The sequence below is a fragment of the Streptomyces sp. CA-106110 genome (genome assembly GCF_050936285.1).
Classification (GTDB): Bacteria; Actinomycetota; Actinomycetes; order Streptomycetales; family Streptomycetaceae; genus Streptomyces.
This window is the reverse complement of sequence record NZ_JBNJNB010000002.1, coordinates 164,707-181,631: the sequence shown is the minus strand read 5'-3', so window position 1 is coordinate 181,631 and position 16,925 is coordinate 164,707. Positions and strand designations below refer to the sequence as shown.

At 67.5% G+C, this 16,925-nt stretch carries 13 protein-coding genes and 2 pseudogenes; 8 read left to right on the top strand and 7 right to left on the bottom strand.

Annotation, left to right across the window (positions count from 1 at the left end):
* Nucleotides 1–381: 381 nt before the first annotated feature.
* Together ACQEXA_RS58480 and ACQEXA_RS58475 are read left to right on the top strand one after the other, a co-directional pair.
* Complete coding sequence (locus tag ACQEXA_RS58480) at nucleotides 382–1,467, top strand: SEC-C metal-binding domain-containing protein (RefSeq protein ID WP_433134926.1); 1,086 nt, start codon at nucleotides 382–384, stop codon at nucleotides 1,465–1,467.
* A 1,096-nt stretch (nucleotides 1,468–2,563) separates the two neighbouring features.
* Entirely contained in the window at nucleotides 2,564–3,625 is a 1,062-nt protein-coding gene (locus ACQEXA_RS58475; RefSeq protein ID WP_433134925.1) for a PP2C family protein-serine/threonine phosphatase, read from the top strand.
* Nucleotides 3,626–4,395: 770 nt separating this feature from the next.
* Here ACQEXA_RS58475 and ACQEXA_RS58470 read toward each other — a convergent pair.
* The gene (locus ACQEXA_RS58470; protein WP_433134924.1) at nucleotides 4,396–4,974 is read right to left on the bottom strand and encodes a hypothetical protein; all 579 of its coding nucleotides are present in this window, start codon (nucleotides 4,972–4,974) and stop codon (nucleotides 4,396–4,398) included.
* A 172-nt stretch (nucleotides 4,975–5,146) separates the two neighbouring features.
* On the opposite strand from ACQEXA_RS58470, the pseudogene ACQEXA_RS58465 reads away from it, so the two are divergent.
* Nucleotides 5,147–5,317 (top strand): annotated as a pseudogene (locus tag ACQEXA_RS58465) (transposase); the annotation flags it as partial.
* Here the strand turns inward: ACQEXA_RS58465 and ACQEXA_RS58460 are convergent.
* From ACQEXA_RS58460 to ACQEXA_RS58450, 3 genes and pseudogenes are all read right to left on the bottom strand, one after another.
* Nucleotides 5,308–6,429, bottom strand: a complete 1,122-nt coding sequence (locus ACQEXA_RS58460; RefSeq protein WP_432940695.1) for a maleylacetate reductase — start codon at nucleotides 6,427–6,429, stop codon at nucleotides 5,308–5,310. The pseudogene ACQEXA_RS58465 and the gene ACQEXA_RS58460 overlap by 10 nt on opposite strands.
* 784 nt (nucleotides 6,430–7,213) lie before the next feature.
* Nucleotides 7,214–7,885 (bottom strand): catechol 1,2-dioxygenase, encoded by a 672-nt coding sequence (locus ACQEXA_RS58455; protein ID WP_433134922.1) that lies wholly within the window; start codon nucleotides 7,883–7,885, stop codon nucleotides 7,214–7,216.
* A 354-nt stretch (nucleotides 7,886–8,239) separates the two neighbouring features.
* A pseudogene (locus ACQEXA_RS58450) lies at nucleotides 8,240–8,448 on the bottom strand (IS1380 family transposase); the annotation flags it as partial.
* A gap of 860 nt (nucleotides 8,449–9,308) precedes the next feature.
* Between ACQEXA_RS58450 and ACQEXA_RS58445 the strand changes: the two are divergent.
* Together ACQEXA_RS58445 and ACQEXA_RS58440 are read left to right on the top strand one after the other, a co-directional pair.
* Nucleotides 9,309–10,988 (top strand): cytochrome b5 domain-containing protein, encoded by a 1,680-nt coding sequence (locus ACQEXA_RS58445; RefSeq protein WP_432940702.1) that lies wholly within the window; start codon nucleotides 9,309–9,311, stop codon nucleotides 10,986–10,988.
* Nucleotides 10,989–11,918: 930 nt separating this feature from the next.
* Complete coding sequence (locus tag ACQEXA_RS58440) at nucleotides 11,919–12,809, top strand: NAD(P)H-binding protein (RefSeq protein WP_432940704.1); 891 nt, start codon at nucleotides 11,919–11,921, stop codon at nucleotides 12,807–12,809.
* On the opposite strand, the gene ACQEXA_RS58435 is transcribed toward ACQEXA_RS58440, so the two are convergent.
* The gene (locus ACQEXA_RS58435) at nucleotides 12,759–13,253 is read right to left on the bottom strand and encodes a transposase (protein WP_432940706.1); all 495 of its coding nucleotides are present in this window, start codon (nucleotides 13,251–13,253) and stop codon (nucleotides 12,759–12,761) included. The two genes, ACQEXA_RS58440 and ACQEXA_RS58435, sit on opposite strands and share 51 nt — an antisense overlap.
* Nucleotides 13,254–13,472: 219 nt before the next feature.
* On the opposite strand from ACQEXA_RS58435, the gene ACQEXA_RS58430 reads away from it, so the two are divergent.
* Nucleotides 13,473–13,574, top strand: coding sequence for a group II intron maturase-specific domain-containing protein (locus ACQEXA_RS58430; RefSeq protein ID WP_432940708.1), 102 nt, complete (start codon nucleotides 13,473–13,475; stop codon nucleotides 13,572–13,574).
* A gap of 352 nt (nucleotides 13,575–13,926) precedes the next feature.
* Here ACQEXA_RS58430 and ACQEXA_RS58425 read toward each other — a convergent pair whose 3' ends face one another.
* Nucleotides 13,927–14,139: a hypothetical protein gene (locus ACQEXA_RS58425; protein ID WP_432940711.1), complete on the bottom strand. Its 213-nt coding sequence runs from the start codon at nucleotides 14,137–14,139 to the stop codon at nucleotides 13,927–13,929.
* A gap of 68 nt (nucleotides 14,140–14,207) precedes the next feature.
* Here ACQEXA_RS58425 and ACQEXA_RS58420 point away from each other — a divergent pair, with 68 nt between their 5' ends.
* Together ACQEXA_RS58420 and ACQEXA_RS58415 are read left to right on the top strand one after the other, a co-directional pair.
* Nucleotides 14,208–15,128: a LysR family transcriptional regulator gene (locus ACQEXA_RS58420; protein ID WP_432940714.1), complete on the top strand. Its 921-nt coding sequence runs from the start codon at nucleotides 14,208–14,210 to the stop codon at nucleotides 15,126–15,128.
* Nucleotides 15,129–15,289: 161 nt separating this feature from the next.
* Nucleotides 15,290–15,520 carry a hypothetical protein gene (locus ACQEXA_RS58415; protein WP_433134921.1) on the top strand — a complete coding sequence of 77 codons (231 nt, stop codon included), beginning with the start codon at nucleotides 15,290–15,292 and terminating at the stop codon, nucleotides 15,518–15,520.
* Between the two features lie 3 nt (nucleotides 15,521–15,523).
* On the opposite strand, the gene ACQEXA_RS58410 is transcribed toward ACQEXA_RS58415, so the two are convergent.
* The gene (locus ACQEXA_RS58410) at nucleotides 15,524–16,750 is read right to left on the bottom strand and encodes a transposase (protein WP_432940718.1); all 1,227 of its coding nucleotides are present in this window, start codon (nucleotides 16,748–16,750) and stop codon (nucleotides 15,524–15,526) included.
* Nucleotides 16,751–16,925: the final 175 nt, after the last annotated feature.

Genomic DNA, 16,925 nt, shown 5'->3' with positions numbered 1-16,925 from the left:
ACTGACAGTTGAGAGTTCTTGACCGTTGTGGGCGGCATCACGGCCGTGCGGGGTGGACGCCGGATCGCCCTGACGGCGATCCGGCTGTCCCTGCCCTGCTCCGCAGGAGTCCGATTCCTCCCCGGCCTGAAGGCCGGGGCATCCTCGGAGAAAGCCGGTGAACCGCTACCCGGCTCACTTGACCGAGCGGGAAGAAGAGATCCTGCGCTTGAACTTGTTATTGCTGGGTGATGGTGTGGTGGCGGGTGAGGGATCGCCAGCGTCGTCCGGCCCGGCTCACCGCGGCGCCGGCGGCAGGGTCGGACCGCGTTCCCTCACCCGCTCCCAGCGGCCTTTCGACACCGGCCCAATGGGTCAACGTCCCGCCGGTAATGTGGCCGTATGTCCCGCAAGCGTCGCCCAAGCCCGCAACGCACCGCCCCCGTCGAGCGGAATCCCGCCCGGGAAGCGGAGGGGCTTGAGGCACTGGCCCGGCAATATCCCGAAGAACGCGAGGACATCCTCCTCGACGCAGCCGGCTGCTGGAGCGATGCCGGCCGGCACGACCGCGCTCTCGCCCTCTACCAGCAGCTGCTGGATACGGGCTGCGAAGAGCCGCACCTGATCGAGGCGTACCGCATCAGCACCCTGTGGGACGCCGGACGCACCAGCGAGGCCCGCGACGCGGCCACCCGACTGCGGCGTCAGCACCCCACCGATGCCGGGGCCTGGAACGTCGTCGCCGAGACCTTCGAAACCGCCGGCGAACTCCAGGACGCCGCCAACTGGTTCACCGCGGGCCTCACCCACCTCCTTGGCCCAGCCGCACCGCTCACCCGCACCGGAGTCGAGGACTCTCCCGACCCCAGCGGGATTGAGATGCTTGCCATCGGCCGCCACCGGGTCAGGCGCCGGCATGGCCAGCCACACGACGACCTCGACCATCTCGCCGACGAACTCCACCTGCACGGTCCGGCTCTCCTGCGCGGACCCGGCACCCTGGACGACCTGCACGATCCAGACCACCTCAGGGCCACCGAGAGCGGTGACCTAGACGTCCTGCAAGCCGAGTTCGAGAAACTCACCGCCGAGGCCGCCGCACGCCGCGCCGCCCTGTTAAGGCCCCGCATGACCTGCGCACTGTTTTGGCCCGAGCCCGAGTTCACAGGGCTCCTCGCCCGATGGCCTGTACTGGAAGATGCTTACGGGGCCGATCACCACGATCACATCCGCCGCGTCGAGGAGATCCTGCTGCGCCTGTCCGAGGAAGGCGAACCGCATCTGGGCATCGCCCAGGGCAGCGTGAACGACTTCGAGGAATTCACCCGTACCGAGGCCCTCTCCCCGCAGGACGGGGACACCCGCGCCGCATACGCCGCCGACCTCGCGGCCCGAGGCCAGACCCAAACATGGCCCCCGCCCCGCAACAGCCCCTGCTGGTGCGGCTCTTTGCGCAAGTACAAGAAATGCTGCGGCAACCCCGCCTGACCTGACCAAGATCAGAAGGCATCTCTCACCCAACTCGCGACCGACACTGACACGCCGGCGGTCGGGGGGGGGTGAGATCCCTCCACGTCGGCGAAGTGGAAGTCCTCAACTGCTCGCCGACCATCGCCGACCAAGATCGTCGGCGTTATCTCCTGCGGCATCTCTTGCACGATCACTTGCAATATCTCGTGCGCGAGCCGCTTGGCCGGCCTCGCATCTGTGCAGGTCACCAGGCCTCTTTGGGCGTGGTCGGGGGCTGACATCCCCCTATGCGCCTCTCACAGCCGTCCCGAAGCAGAAAGAGAAGGGTTGGGGCGGGCGGGGGCCAGCAGCCGGTGCGGCGGGGGATCGGGCCGGCCTTAAGTTGTTGCGCGTCGGAGGGCCTCCGCGCTCGGCACCGGGCAAGCCCGGCGCAGGCGATCCGGGGAAGCGGTCGAGTTGGTGAGCTGGCTGCAGCAGGGCGATGTGCTCCTCGACGCCGGCCGGCCCAGGACGGCGGGATGTCCCACGAGGCGGACCGGCTGGCGCGGGAGATCGTCGCCCGCATCCCCTCGGAGAATTGACCGCATCGCCCAGATGGACCGCATATATGAGGCCGCACCCGAATCCCTGGTGCGGCCCTAACGCGTTCCGATACCCCAACCCTTACCCCTGTCGCTGTCGGGAAGGAATAAAGGCGTCGTGATGCGCAGGATGCCCACACGGGCGAGGGGCGAGATGGCTGCCGACGGGGCGGGACAGGCTCACCAGTTGGATTAGCGAAGCGTAGTGAACCTGTGGCAGAGTGCTACGCGCACGCTCGGCGCCCAGGCGACGTCGGGCACCCTCCTCGGTCGGGTCTTGCGGCCCGGTCGACCAGCGTCCGGAGGGACGTGCCACGCGGGCTGGCGACTTCTGCCGTTCAGTACCAGGGCACGAAGGCGATTGGCTCCCAAGGCTGAGCACGCTCAGGCTCGCTAAGCCAATCAGAGACGCTTTAGGCCACGGCCAGGACGGGTAGTGGAATCCTGTGAGCGGGTTTGGATACCCGAGACGGGTCGTCAAGGGTGGAGGTGTGCGCGGTCGCCCCCGCTGGCGCACGCTGCTCCCTGTCGCATTGATCGTCGCCGCAGTGATCGTCACTGTTCCCGCCCGTGACCTGGCCGTGGGCTACCCGCTGGCGGCAGCGGCGCCGGTGGCCGCGGCCCCCCTGATGTCCTTCGCGGGCACGATCGCCACCGGGCTGGTGGTCCTTGGGGCGGGTGTTGGGCTGACCGTCTGGTACGGCCCGCCCAGCGAGTCCCAGGTCATCCGGTTGATCACCATTGTGGTGTTGACCGCAGTTGCCGCGGTTATCAATCGGCTGATCACGCGCGACCGGCGATCGCTTCGTTCGGCCCGCGATGTAGCGGAGGCGGTCCAGAACGCTGTGCTGCCCCTCCCGCCGGATCGCATCGGCCCGCTGGCCATTGCCGCCCGTTACCTCGCCGCGCATGAGGAGAGCGCCATCGGCGGCGACCTGTACGCCATTCAGGACACCTCGCACGGCGTCCGGCTCATGATCGGGGACGTCCGCGGCAAGGGATTGGGAGCAGTCGAAGCAGTCTCCGTGCTGCTGGGCGCCTTCCGCGAGGCCGCCGACTGGGCGCGGGACCTGCCGGAGGTGATTCGGATACTGGAGCGGGCGATGAACCGCCTGAACGCAGGCGGTAACGACCCGGTGGGCTTCGCCACCGCCGTCGTCGCCGAGATCTCCAGTGACTTCACCGCCCTCAGCATGGCGAACAGGGGGCACCCGGCGCCGCTGCTCGTCGACGGTGGCAAGGCCCGGGAGCTGGAGCCGGCCTCCCCATCACTACCGTTGGGCCTTGCTGATCTCGGCCCCCCGCAGGTCCCGGTCGACCGATTCGACCTGCCTGCTGGCGCAGCCCTTGTGCTGTTCACCGATGGCGTCACCGAGGCTCGCGACCGGCACGGCGCCTTCTATGATCCCTTGCAGCGGCTGTCACGCCCCACCCCACGGGAGCCCGACGGCCTCCTGGATGCACTGATCGCCGACCTCTATCAGCACACCGGCGCAAAACTCACCGACGACGCGGCCATGCTCGCGCTAGTCCGCCACTTCGAATCACCGAGTGAAATGCTCGCTCAGGGACGTGGCCTGCCCGGGCAGCCGTAGCGAGGGCGGCGCAGGGGTTTTGGCCGGGGGCGGGCATGATCAGGGGGCCCTACGCTTGACCGGCAAATCGGGCAGCCAGGTCGGGCCGCCGAAGTGTCCGATGGGCCCCCTTCGGATGTGGCCCGTAACGTGAGCGTGGCATCTCAGGATCAACCGGAATCGGGCACTGGCGGGCTCAACATCCAGGTGCGACTGCAGGGCGAGACGGTCCTCGGGACCAATCTGACGTACCCAGACCTCGAACACGGGGTCATCGAGGGGGTCCGCTTCCATTCAACGTAACCCCCACCGCCCGTCCGGCCTATTCGCGGCCAAAAGGCGCATTATCACGCATGATCACAGCGGTGACCAGGAGAAACAACCGATGGGCCCGGCGCCTCCGGAGCGATAGGCGCGTTCAAGATGGCCCGGCCACTGGTGTCGGCCACGTCGCTGAGGACCGCCGAGCGCTTCATCCCTACATCCCCAAGAGATGGTCGAGCCCCTACGAACCGGTCGTGCGCAACAACAGACCAAGGACTGGAACACCGACTACGCCCTGCGCGGCGGCGTCGAAGGCACCATCCGCCAGGCAGTCGCCCTCACCGACCTGTACCAAGCCCGCTATCGAGGCCTGGCAAAGGCCTGCCTCGACATACGACGACCGAGAAACTCCGCGGCATCCGGCGTTGGTCCCGGCATTGCCCGCCCTGGGCAGGCCGGCCAAGGCGTCGCCGGTGTTGTCCAGGAAGCACAGCAGCGGGTGGTGACCGAAGTCGCGTTGGGTGACGTTAGACGTCTTCGGCCCCCTTTATGGCAGCCTCGTTGCTCCGTGATGATGCGAGGGCAGCGAGCAACGGCATTTTGTGCAGCGGCGGTGGATCTCCCGCCAGGCCGAGCTGCTGCCAGGCCAGCTCCACCGATATCTTCAGCACCCGTCGCGCCCGCATGATGAGCAGGACGGCGAGAGGCAGCTCAACCAGCACGGCCGAGGCGGCGCTCGCCCACACATCCTCCTTTCCCCAGCTCAGGGAAACGTCGAACCAGGCATCGCAGAGGAGGAGAGTGGCTGCCACGAACGACAACGGGACCAGGACCTGGCGTCTCAGCCGCACCGCCGCTCCCGCACCGGCCAGTGTCACGAGCAGCATTACGTCGAAGCCGGTCCACACCCAGGGCCAGTGCCGGGCCTCAAAGCGATCCGGTAGCGACACCGCCAGGTAGATGGTCCACGGCACGAGCACGAGTACGCACAAGCCGAGCTGCCGTAGAACCCGCCGTCGGCGGCGGAGCAGCGTGGAGCCGTCGAGTGAGAGTTCGCCGGCCGTCGTACCGGCGGGGGCAGTGGGGTTGCTCTGCTCGCTCGTCATTGCCTGTTTCTGCTGTCAGCTGCCGGTCCAGCAAACCGCCGGCCATGGTGAATCGTCCTGCTGTTTGCACGGCACGGGGGCAACGCGTCGACGGTCCGGCTGCGCCGCGAGGACTGGCCACACCGCTGCCCCAGCCGAAGACCGGGACCGGTTGATGCAACATAGGGGCATCAATCTCAACACCCACCGGGCCGCCGGGATGCGCCCGTACGCGGACGAACACGACTGGCTCACCATCGTGCACCTTCCCTCCTACGCGCCGGATTTGAATCCAGTGGAGGGCGTCTGGTCACTGTTACGGCGCGGCCCGCTGGCCAATACCGCCTCCCCAACTCAACACCATGGCGCAGGTCGGTTGCCGTTGAAGGCAGCCCGGATCAAGTCGTGGAGGTCGGCGGGTCCAGCCGGGCGTGGTGGGAGCGCGCGATCCGCCAGTACTGCGGAGACCTCGGCGATCGCTGGGTCCAGGTCGGTCTCGCGCATGCCGATCGCGGCGAGTGATGTGGGTGCCCCGAGGAGCCGGTGGTGTTCCCAGATCAGGCCTCCGGCGTCGGTGACGAGTCCGGTGATACCGAGGCTTTCGAGCACGGTCTGGGTTTCGGCGACGGCGGCCGGTGTGATGTGTGCGACGGTGTAGGGGAGGAGCACGGTGTGGAGGGGGCTGTGTGGCAGGTTGAGCATGCCTCCTAGGACGTGGCAGAGTTTGTGGTGTAGTCCGGTGGTGGAGACCTCCAGGGACCATCCGGAGAGCCAGGCGCCACGCAGTGCGTAGGCGCGGGCGTCGATGTCATGGGGTCGTTCGAGGATGGTCGGTAGGGCTTGAGCCATGGATCGGATTCCTTCGGCGGCGGCCAGTCGTGTCAGCGGGGACGAGTCGCTGGCGTACAGGGCTTCCACGCAGTGCGCGATCGCGTTGATGCCGCTCGTCACCGAGATTGCTGTGGGCAGACCCAGCGTCAATTCGGGGTCGTAGACGACGGTGCGGGGCCGGACCGTCGTTGCTCGTCCGGTGGTCTTCCTCCCGCCTTGGGTCAGTCCCCAGATCGAGGTCATCTCACTGCCGGCGTAGGTGGTCGGAACGGCGACCAGTGGCAACTCGAGGTCTCGTGCGACCGCCTTGGCGAGGCCGGTGGCCGAGCCACCGCCGATGCAGATCAGTACTTCTGCGCGTGCGTCCTGGATGATGGCCACGGCCTCGCTCACCGCGTGTATGGGGACGTGCTGCAGGACCTCGCCGATGCGCGCGCAGACCCTTCCTCCCGCATCGGCGGTCACCTGGTCCGCAGCACTCTTGGCGGTCGGATCGTGAATGACGGCGATCCGGCTGCCGTACCGGACTGCTTCACTGGCGGCAACCGAAATCACGCCAGGCCCAAACACGACGCGTGAAGCAGGCCACTCGTGGACGAAGCCCGCGAGCCCTGCCGAAGACACAGACGGCTCGATCTCGATCATGACAAGGGTTCTCCTCATTGGACAGGGACCGTAATTTGAATCCAGGGACGCTCGGCCTCTGCGGGTATCAAGACCACGTGCAGCCAGCAGTTCCCAGGACGAAAGAGCGGCCCTGCTCGGTACACGCCGTTGACTACGCGCGCGAGCTCAACCGTCTCGTCGCGGCGCCGACGCCTCCCGGACGTGCTGTTGTCATCGACGGGGACAGTCGTTGCTCTCGCCCAGCGGAGCGTGACACGCACTACGAGCCATGCCGGGGCCGGCGTAGCCGGTGTCAAGGCGTCCCCGATACCGTCGGCCGGGGGACACTGGCCCGGGGCTGAGTCCGGACCGGTGGTTCGAGCAAGCCAGTGACCTGGTATCGGATGCACGTGTGATCGGAAGAAAGCCAGCGTCCGTCGCCATGACTCCTGCGCCGCGTCAGCGGACTCGTTGCCGTTCTCAGTGAGCCCGGCGAGGAAACTGTGACCCGCCTTACCGCGCCCTCAGCGCCGGCCCAGCCGCCCACATAGGGGGCCCTGCTGACCTCACTGGCGGCATGCGCGGCAATCCGCTTCACCGCCTACGAGATCCGCCGCCTCGTCACCGTCGTCCAGCCCCGGCCGTCACCGGCAGCACGAATCGCCCACTGCCTCTGCTGGCGTGGTATCGCTGCCGCCAGTCCTGCGCCGGAACATGCCGCCGAGCCCGACGATCAACCAGCCGACCGCGACCCCGAACTACATCGCCATCGCCCCGATCGATCTACGGCTGAAGGGGCCGGGTGGCGGTTCCTTTCTTGCAACTACTGGGGTTGGAGCACGAACGCGAACTCGCCGCAGGTCCAGCTGTCACCGTCGACGTCGGTCTTGCTCAGCGGGATGATCAAGCCCGGCTTGACGCCCGTTGCGCAGTCGCTGTCGAGGTAGGGGTCGCCCTCGAAGTAGAGCTGGGTGACCAGCGGCTTGTAACCCTCGGCGGTGATCCTGAAATGCAGGTGCGCGGGGCGCCATGTGTGCCGCCCGAGCACCGAGTTCAGCAGGTGTCCCGTCGGCCCGTTCTTCGGGATCTCGTACGGGGCGGGCCGGATGCTCCGGAACTCGACGCCGCCGTCCTCGTCCACGGGGACGCGGGCGCGCAGCACATAGTCGTCCGGCATGCCGACGTCGATGAAGCTGTACAGCCCCTCGCTCGTGGCCTGCCACACATCGACCACCGCTTGGGAGACGGGCTCCCCACCCGGGCTGCGCACGGTGGCCTTGAACAGCATCTTCTCGCCGGCCTCGTTGGGCCGCATCGGCAGCGTGTACGGCCGCTCGCTCAGCAGTGGCGCTCCGGGCTTGTAGTAAGGCCCCTCGATAGCGCTTGGTGTCCACGGCCCATCGCCGTAGCTGGTGGTGTCCACCGTCGCTTCGAGGAAGTTGTCCAGCCACAGCGGCCACTCGCCGGCGTCGCTCACCCGGATCATGTACTGCATGACCGCGGCGTAATCCTCGTATTGAAGACCGTGACGAACGATGAAATCCCTCGTCAGGTCCATAAACTTGTCGAACAAATCGACGGTGCGCTGATCAGTCATCTAATTCTCCTGGGGAGATCGCGGGAATGCGAATTCAGCGTCCGCGTAGCCGGCGGATCCGGTCTCACTGCAACGCTAGGCGCAGCTGCACGGCGAGGACCAATACCGGATCGGAACAGGTGCTCGTGCTGTGCGGGTATCGCGTCGGCTGTTTTCCGGGATCACCCGGCCTCGAGCGGCGTGGCGGGCACGTGATCAAGGAATGCCTCGACGAGCCAGGGCACGTCGTCCGCGCGATACAGGCGGCTCAACCTCACGGGTGGCACGCCGGCGGTCGCGAAATAGGTCAGGTCGCAGGCCGTCGGCGTCGGTGAACCGCAACTGGGCACCAGGATGGACCGTTCCTCGCGGACGATCGGCCGCATCCCCGCCTGCCGGCCCCTCAGCAGGTCACCGGCCAGTTCGGCGACCCAGACGCCGTCTAGGACCCCGTCGTCGGCTTCGACAGCCGGGGTCCAAGCCGACAGCCTGGTGAACGGTCTCGATGACGGTCATACCGGCCGAGTACGACAAGCACCTCCCGCTACCAGCACTCCTTCGAGGTCCACGACGACCTGTCCGCCCGCGTCCGGCGAGGCGGCTGCGGCCGGTTTCCGGACACGCTCACGCACCTTGGCGCGGGCCGAGCACAACGCGGTCAGGCCTTGGGTCAGCCGCGGGCGAGGGCGTGGGTCAACCGGGACACCGTCGGATCCCAGGCCACTACCGCTGCTTCGCCCCGGGAGTGGTGACTGTGGCGGGACGGGTGTCGCCGGTGTGGCGCAGGTGGCGGGTGGGGGGACGGCTTCCAGGGCGCGAAGGAGGTCTGCCGCCTAGAGAAAGGCCAGGTCACCTGCTGGAACTCCTGGCACCGCCGGAGCGTGGTCGCCCTGGTCGCCTGTGCACTTCCTGGCCGTCGTCGCCCTCGAACGTGCCGTCCGAATCAGCCGGAACGATCACGCCGAGGCCGGCCTCCTTCCCCTCGGCAGCCACGAACCCCTCCGCCGCTGCGCGCCTGATCCTGGGCCACCCCAACGAGACACCTCCCGCCTGCTGTGGTGGTCCGCCTGGCGCCGCCACCATCAACACCGCGCCCGCCTCTGCCGCCGGAATGGGCACACGTGCGCCGACATCACACCATGATCAGATAGCCCGGCAGCAGCTATCTGCAAACTGCCGTAAAGGGAGAGCGGCCGGAACGGCGTAACGTGGTTCACGAAGGGTATGAAGGTCGCTCGATTTCGGTATTGGACGGCATACGACGCCGCTGCTTAACCTCTCGGCAACGTGCTCTGCGTGACGACGCGACTGCTTCCCGAATCGAAGACGACCCGGAGGAAATATGCATTGCGTGATCATCGGCGGCGGAATGGGCGGCCTCTTTGCTGCCCTGGCTCTCCGCGAAGCGGGCGGCGCATTCGATTCGATCGACGTCTACGAGCAGACCCCGACGCCCACCACAGCCGGCGCCGGGCTGAACATCTCTCCGAACGGTGCCCGTTTGTGCCACTGGCTGGGCGTCGACCTCGACGGTGGTGATCCCAAGGGCCCGGATGGCGTGCCGGACGGCGGGCGCGCGGCGGTCTTGGAGGCGTCCCGAGAGATCCTGGCCGACGGATCGATGTCCCGCAAGGCGATCCCGTACAACACGCCGGAACTGCTGAGCCAGGGTGGCGGTTTCCACCACATGCACCGGCAGGACCTGCTGATGTGCCTGCACAAGCGGGTGAGCGAGCTCGGACCCGATTCCGGCGTGAAGTGCCCCATCCGCATCCACATGGGCAAGCGCCTCGTAAAGCTGTGGCAGGACGCGGACTGCGCGACGGCTGTCTTCGAGGACGGAACGACAGTCACCGCCGATGTGCTGGTCGGAGCCGACGGGATCGGCTCGAAGGTGCTGAAGGAGACTTGGCCCGGCAAGGAGAAGTCGCGCTGGACAGACGTTGTGTGCTACCGGGGGTTGATACCTCGCGAGAAGGTCGCGGCCTTGCGAAAGCCGGACGGTAGCCCGCTCGACCACAATCCGATCGACTCGTACACCATGGACACCCGTCGACACGACACCGCCTGGGTGATGACGTACTGGGTCCGGGGCGGGGAACTGCTCAACGTGTGGTACGGCGTGTACACCCCGGACTCGGCCGAGTTCCCCGAGGACTGGGCAGGCTGGAAGCCGATCGACAACTCGGACATCCTCGAGACCACCGAGCGCGCGTTCGCCGGCGACCCTCGCAAGGATGACGTTCTCGCGATGGGCGCGGCGATGGTGCAGCCGACGAAGTGGGGGCTTTATGACCGGGACGCGCTCGAACACTGGCAGGAAGGCCGGATCTGCCTGCTTGGCGACGCGGCGCACCCGATGCTCCCGACGTTCGGTCAGGGTGTCAACCAGACCCTCGAGGACGGCGCGGCGCTGAGCAGCTGCTTCAAGCTGCACGGCGACGACGTCTTCAGCGCGCTGCTGCACTACGAGCGCGTCAGGCATTACCGGGCGAGTCGCTTCCAGTTCGCGTCCAAGTTCAACTTCAAGGTCTTGGAACCCGATGACACGCCCGAGCGCCAAGCGGTGCTTGCAGCGGCCAACGAGCGCGACTTCCCGCTGTTCGCCCACGAGCAGCGTGCCGGCAACGACGACTCGTGGATCTACGACTTCGACGCGCGCAACGTCGGGGACACCCTGCCGAAGAAGAAGCTCGGACCGTGGGACTTCCGCGACCGGGAAGTGATCGCCACCGCGCGCAAGGATGTGATGCGCAATCTGTGGAAGCCGGAGAAGCCGTGGACCGGTGACCGGAAGGTGACCAAGGACGAGCTCGCGCAGCACAACACTTTCGAGGACTGTTGGATCGTCATCGGGGGCAAGGTCTACGACTTCAGCGAATGGAAAGACCACCACCCGGGCGGATCGTTCGTTGCCCGTATGTTCGCCGGGCGGGACGCGACCGCGGAATTCGCGGATTTCCACAGCAAGGCGGCGCTGAAGCACATGCAGTACTTCTGCGTGGGTGACCTGGTCGACTAGTGTCGCGTGATCGCGTCGAAGTCACCTGAGTTGGGCGTCCTCAATGAGCCTGACCGGCAGCTGTGCTCTGACCGCGAATGACACGGACAGGATCACGGACACTGGTGTCCTGCGCCTGAAGTTCGTTGGATGCGTGTTGCCTTGCCCGCACCGCGGGCATGGGACGGCCGGCGGCCGAGGTGGCTTTGACCGACGACGAGCGCGAGACACCGGTGCGCTGGTCGCGGCGGGCGGCCTCGGCTCAGGCTCCGGCTCGGCGGTGCTGGATCGTAGGGGGCTGCGCGGAGGGAGAGTCGGACCGGCACGTGGCCGCCGAACTCGGCATCTGGCCGCAGTCGGTGGGCACGTGGCGCCGCCGTTTCCTGGAGTGGCGCCTGGACGTCTGGCGGAGGAGCCTGGCACGGGTGCCCCGCGCGAATTCTCCGACGAGGCGGTGAAGGCAGTGGTGGTCGGGGCCCCTTGGATCTCACTGCGAAGGACGCCAGGCACTGCTCGCAAGCGTCCATGGCGGCGCAGAGCGGGGTGTCGAGGTCCGCCGTGGGGCGGATCCGGAGGACGTTCGGACTCAAGCCGCACCACGTAGGGCACCGTCAAGCTGTCCAACCACCCGCAGTTCAACGACAAAGTTCGCAACATCGTCGGTCTGCGCTTCGACCCGCCGCAGAAGGCACTGGTCCTGTGCGCCGATGAGTAGTCGCAGATCCAGGCGCTGAACCGCTCGGCTCCGGTGCTGCCGATGATCCCGGGCATGCCCGGGTGGTGGACCCACGACCAGGTCCGGTACGGCATCACCACCGTATGCGCGGCGCTGCACGTGGCCGCCGGCGAGGTGATCGGCACCATCCGTCGCCGCCTGCGAGCCAGTTCAAGTACATAATCGGAAGCAGGGGTTCCGCGATCGGCGGCGGCCCCGCATGGAGGGAAACTCTCATGTCTGAGGAGAACCACGCCACGGTGGCGGTCACCGGGGTGACCGGGGCGCTGGGCAGCCGGATCGCGGCCCGACTCGCCGGCCACGGCGTCCCCCAGCTCCTCGTCGGACGCAACCCCGACCGCATGCCCGAACTGCCAGGTGCCCAGCGACGCGGTCCGGCCGCCTACGCCGACGCCGCGGACATGCGCAAGGCACTCGAGGGCGCGTCGACCCTCATCCTGGTCTCCGCACACCGCACGGGGCGCCGACTGGAGGAACACGCCACCGCGGTCCAGGCCGCGGTCGCGGTCGGCGTGGACCGGGTCCTGTATGTGTCCCTCGTCGGCGCGGCGCCCACCGCCACCTACATCAACGCCCGCGACCAGTGGCTGACCGAACAGTTCCTGGCAGGGGCCGGGATCCGGCACACGGTGCTCCGGGCGGGCTTCTACACGTCCACGCCGGCCGCCCTGGCCAACGAGGACTTCCTCGTGAGCGGCCCCGCGAGCACCGGCCGGGCCGCCTTCGTCACCCACGAGGACATCGCCGACGTGATCACGGCCGTCGCCCTCGACGAAGATCGCCGCTCCGAGCACGACGGCGCGATCCTGGAGATCACCGGGCCCGAGGCCCTGACCCTCGACGAAGCGGTCACCCGGATCGCCCGGGCCACCGGTCGGCCCTACCGCTACGAGCCTGAGAGCGTTGAGGAAGCCTTCGCGCGGCGATGGCGACTGGGCATGAGCGGGGAACAGATCGAGACCTGGATCTCGTGGTACCAGACGATCGAGAGGGGCGAGGTTTCCGTGGTCACCGACGTCGTCCCCCGACTTACCGGCTCACCGGCGACCCCGATCTCAGACGCAGCATGGTGGCCCGCGCCGAACACCGCGCGCGGTGTCCGCTGAGGGGCGCGTTCGCGGACCGGGATCGGCTCCGTTAAGGGCTGCCGGCCTGCCAGGAGATGGCCGCATGGTTCGGGATGGACGCGGTACCGCCTGGATGAGTGAGTCCAAGGGTTCGCCCGCGGACAGGGCAAGAGGGTGTCCGTGGTCGGTGTCATCGACGATGTCGGCGAGCAGTGGCTCGGCGGCTTCCGCGTCGCCGGTGTCGCCCGAGGTCGCGGTGGTGGCGGTGATGATCTCGCCGTCGGGGTCCACGGCGATGTGGCCCCTGGAGCCGTCGAAGCCGCGGGCGGCGGTCTTGTGCCCGTGCCGGGTGGTGGGGTCAACGGTGGAGATCGTCCGGTCCTTGGCGACCTTGCGGGCGATCGGGAAGATGCAGCCCTCGCCTTCCTCGACGTCCTGGCCGGTGATGGTGGTCAGCAGTTCGACCCGCGGCCCGCACCGCATCCTCCGGCTCCCGGCCGTGCAGGTGGGCCGGCACCGGGGTCGCTTTCTCCAGCGCAGCGTGGGCTTCGAGTGTCACGGGTGAGCGCCCGATATCCAGTGGCGCCGCAAGCGCGGAACGAACAAGTGGTACGTCTACACCTTCATCGCCGACCGGCCTCTTCGTTCGGGGAGGCAAGGATCCCTCACCTCCCCCACAGAACGTCGCAGCAGGACCTCGCCGTGGTGCTGATCAATCTCAACGGGGTCACCCGCGGCTGGGCCCACTACATCAGGCATGCCGTCGCCACGCACGTCATCAGCAAGCTGGACGACCTCGTCTGATGGCGGGTCATCCGGCTGCTGAGGAGAGGGCATCACCTGGTTCCTCCGAGGATGCCCTGGCCTTCAGGCTGGGGAGGAATCGGACTCCTGCGGAGCAGGGCAGGCAACGGGGTTTCGCCTCCAGGGCGAAAGACCGTCCACGCGACCGGGTAAGCTGCTCGGTGTGCGGTGCGAGAACCAAGCGAGCACACCATGCTGAGCGAGAGCCAGGCTGGCACAGCAACTCCTTTGCTTGTAGTACCGAACCGGGCAGGTTCCGACCCGGCTGGTGTTGAGGGTGTAAGACCTGTAGGTCCGCTGGGCCCGCAGGCAGCCTGAGTCAGGAATCCCCCTGCTTCAGCGGAGGGAGGGTTCAATGGAGCTGGTCGGACGTCCGCAGACGGCTCACCATCGCCATCGGGCGATGGCTGCCGATCAGTGCGGACGGGATCGAATTGCGGAAGATCAGCGCGATCCCGGTCACCTGGTATCGCTGGTTTGGCACGTTGCCCCGGCCGACGCCGCCTTCATCGCTCCCGACCACCTCACCTGCACCCTGCGGCGAGGGCTCGGCCAGATCCGACACCAGCCCAACGTCATCGACAGATGTTTGACCGACTATGAAACCGGGGCTCGGTTTCATAGAGAGGTTTCATGGCATTCAGTACTCTCGGCAACGTGCTCCCAATCGATCTCCGGCAGTTCGAATGCTTCATCGCCGTCGCTGAGGAGGGGAATATCAGCCGGGCCGCGGCGCGGCTGCACATGACCCAGCCGCCGCTGACCCGGCGGATCGTGCGACTCGAGCGGAATATCGGCGCGCGCCTGTTCATTCGCACCGCTAGCGGCGTCGAGCTGACCGAGGCCGGTGCTGTCTTGCTCGACCGGGCCTATCGAATCGTGCAGCTGACCGAGCACGCCATCGACCGCGCGCGGCTTGCCGATGCGGGGCAGGCCGGCTCGCTGGTGGTCGGTTACTTCGGCTCCCCGATGTTCGACGCAGTGCCGCGCCTGCTGCGCGGGTTTCTCGAGACCCGTCCCGCGGTGAGCCTCCACCTCGAGCGGGCGGCGAAGAACGTGCAGGCCGATGCGATCCGGGACGGGCGAATGCACCTGGGGTTCAGCCGCCGGTACCCGAGCGAGCCGGGGCTTTGCGTGCGGCACGTCGCCAGCGAGCCGCTGTACCTGGCTCTTCCCGAGGCGCACCCGCTGCTGGAGGCGGGCGAGGCCGAGCTGGGGGACCTGCAGGAGCAGCAACTCGTGCTCTTTCCCGCGGCCCCCCGCCCCAGCTTCGCCGACGAGGTCGGCCAGCTGTGTGCCCAAGCCGGGTTCTCGCCACACGTTGCCAGAGAGGCGGAGGATGTGGTCACTGCCCTGGGGTACGTGGCGACGAGCGGCTTCTGCGCCGTGGTCCCCCGGTCCGCGACCGGAATCGCGCTCCCGGGCGTCGGTTTCGTGCCGCTGGCCGGCGTGCCACCCGTGAGGTTGAGCTGCCTGTATCGCGCGGACAACGTGCCCTCGCTCGTCGAGGCATTCCTTGATCACGTGTCCGCCACGTCGCTCGAGGCCGGGTGATCCCGGGGAACAGCCGGCGCGATACCCGCACAGCACGAGCACCTGTTCCGATCCGGTATTGGTCCTCGCCGTGCGGCTGTGCCTAGCGTTGCGGTGAGACCGGATCCGCCGGCCACGCGGACGTTGAATTCGCATTCCCGCGATCTCCACAGGAGAATGAGATGACTGATCAGCGCACCGTCGATTTGTTCGACAAGTTCATGGACCTGGCGAGGGATTTCATCGTTCGTCACGGTCTTCGATACGAGGATTGCGCCGCGGTCATGCAGTACATGATCCGGGTGAGCGACGCCGGCGAGTGGCCGCTGTGGATGGACACCTCTCTTGAAAATGACGTGCGTTGGTTCATGTCTCTGTGGCTCGGGCGACTTCTTCCTGCGGAGAGACGGTGACGTTCATGCCGAGGGCGGCGGGTTGGGCGACCAAGCGGCGGGCTTGGCGTTCCTTGCCAAGCCGATTCTTGAAGGCTCCCCTCCCTGAAGGACTCCGTTGGGAAATCCGCAAACTGGCTTGGCGTTGTCGTAGGCGGCGAGTTCGAGTCGGGTGAGGTGTGAGATACGGGTCTCGCCGAGCGGTGTCCCGGTCAGCCAGGCGTCGAGTCGGATGATGTTGATGGCGGTGGCGGCGAAGATGTGGCCGAGGTGGGTCTTGGGTAGGCCGGTGTAGCGGGTCCGGCGGGTGCTGGTGCGTTGGACGGCCTGGGAGATGGTCCCCTCCACCCCGGCACGGATGTTGTAGCGCTGCTGCCACTCGTCGGTCAGCTGCTCACGACGCCGGGTCTCCAGAGCTTCCTGCTGGTCCTGGGGAAGCAGGGTCAGGGTGCGGTCCCACTTGCCGTTCGCCGCCCTGGTGCACTTCTCGCGAACGGGGCAGCTCCCGCAGTCCTGGGCGGTGAAGTGCACCCGTGAGACGGGGGTGCCGCTGCTCTTGCGCTGGTCGGACCAGCTGGTGCTGGTTTTTCCCTGGGGGCAGGTGGCCTTGCGCGCCTGCCAGTCGATCGTGAAGGCGCTCTGCGCGAAGTGCTCGCCCTCATGGTTCTCGTGGCACGTGTCCAGACGGACCGGCCCCACCAGCTCGATCCCGTACTCGTTCCGGGCGGTGACGATGTGCGCGGCGGTGACGTAGCCGGCATCCACATCGTGCTCGTCGGGCAGTAACTCCCGTTGTGCCAGGCCCTGGTGGACCACCTCGGTCACCTCGGTGTCGGCGACGGTCGCGTCCGTGGTCACCACGTGGGTGATCAGGTGCGGGGCATGGGGTTCGCAGGTCTCGCTCAGGTGGGTCTTGTAGCCGCACCAGCCCGAGCCGCGCTTGAGGCCGTAGCGGGCATCGACGTCGTAGGGAGAGGACAGTCGGCGTCTGGCTGGCGGGAGGTCCTTGCCCTCCCGCCAGCGCACCCCCTTGCCGTCGCGGTGGTACTGCTCCACCCAGGCCCGGCGCAGGACCTGGACGGCGGGGATCTCCCGCAGCCAGCCCGGAGCACCGGGAGCGAAGGCGGCGTGAAGGATCGTGAAGCCGTCCCGGCCCACCTGCTCGGCCCACTCCTGGCGCACGTTGTCGCCCTTGGGGAAGCGGTAGGAGTCGATCCGGGCACCGTAGCGCTTGGCCCAGTCGGCGTTCACCGGCTTTCTCCGAGGATGCCCCGGCCTTCAGGCCGGGGAGGAATCGGACTCCTGCGGAGCAGGGCAGGGACAGCCGGATCGCCGTCAGGGCGATCCGGCGTCCACCCCGCACGGCCGTGATGCCGCCCACAACGGTCAAGAACTCTCAACTGTCAGTCCTCCCAGGTAGGTTCGG

Excerpts from the sequence above, each read along its gene's own strand:
- ACQEXA_RS58455 (WP_433134922.1), bottom strand. The coding sequence starts at position 7,885 with ATGCAGTACATGATCCGGGTGAGCGACGCCGGCGAGTGGCCGCTGTGG.
- ACQEXA_RS58415 (WP_433134921.1), top strand. The coding sequence starts at position 15,290 with ATGACTGATCAGCGCACCGTCGATTTGTTCGACAAGTTCATGGACCTG.
- ACQEXA_RS58420 (WP_432940714.1), top strand. The coding sequence starts at position 14,208 with ATGGCATTCAGTACTCTCGGCAACGTGCTCCCAATCGATCTCCGGCAG.
- ACQEXA_RS58440 (WP_432940704.1), top strand. The coding sequence starts at position 11,919 with ATGTCTGAGGAGAACCACGCCACGGTGGCGGTCACCGGGGTGACCGGG.
- ACQEXA_RS58445 (WP_432940702.1), top strand. The coding sequence starts at position 9,309 with ATGCATTGCGTGATCATCGGCGGCGGAATGGGCGGCCTCTTTGCTGCC.
- ACQEXA_RS58470 (WP_433134924.1), bottom strand. The coding sequence starts at position 4,974 with ATGACGAGCGAGCAGAGCAACCCCACTGCCCCCGCCGGTACGACGGCC.
- ACQEXA_RS58435 (WP_432940706.1), bottom strand. The coding sequence starts at position 13,253 with ATGCGGTGCGGGCCGCGGGTCGAACTGCTGACCACCATCACCGGCCAG.
- ACQEXA_RS58460 (WP_432940695.1), bottom strand. The coding sequence starts at position 6,429 with ATGATCGAGATCGAGCCGTCTGTGTCTTCGGCAGGGCTCGCGGGCTTC.
- ACQEXA_RS58480 (WP_433134926.1), top strand. The coding sequence starts at position 382 with ATGTCCCGCAAGCGTCGCCCAAGCCCGCAACGCACCGCCCCCGTCGAG.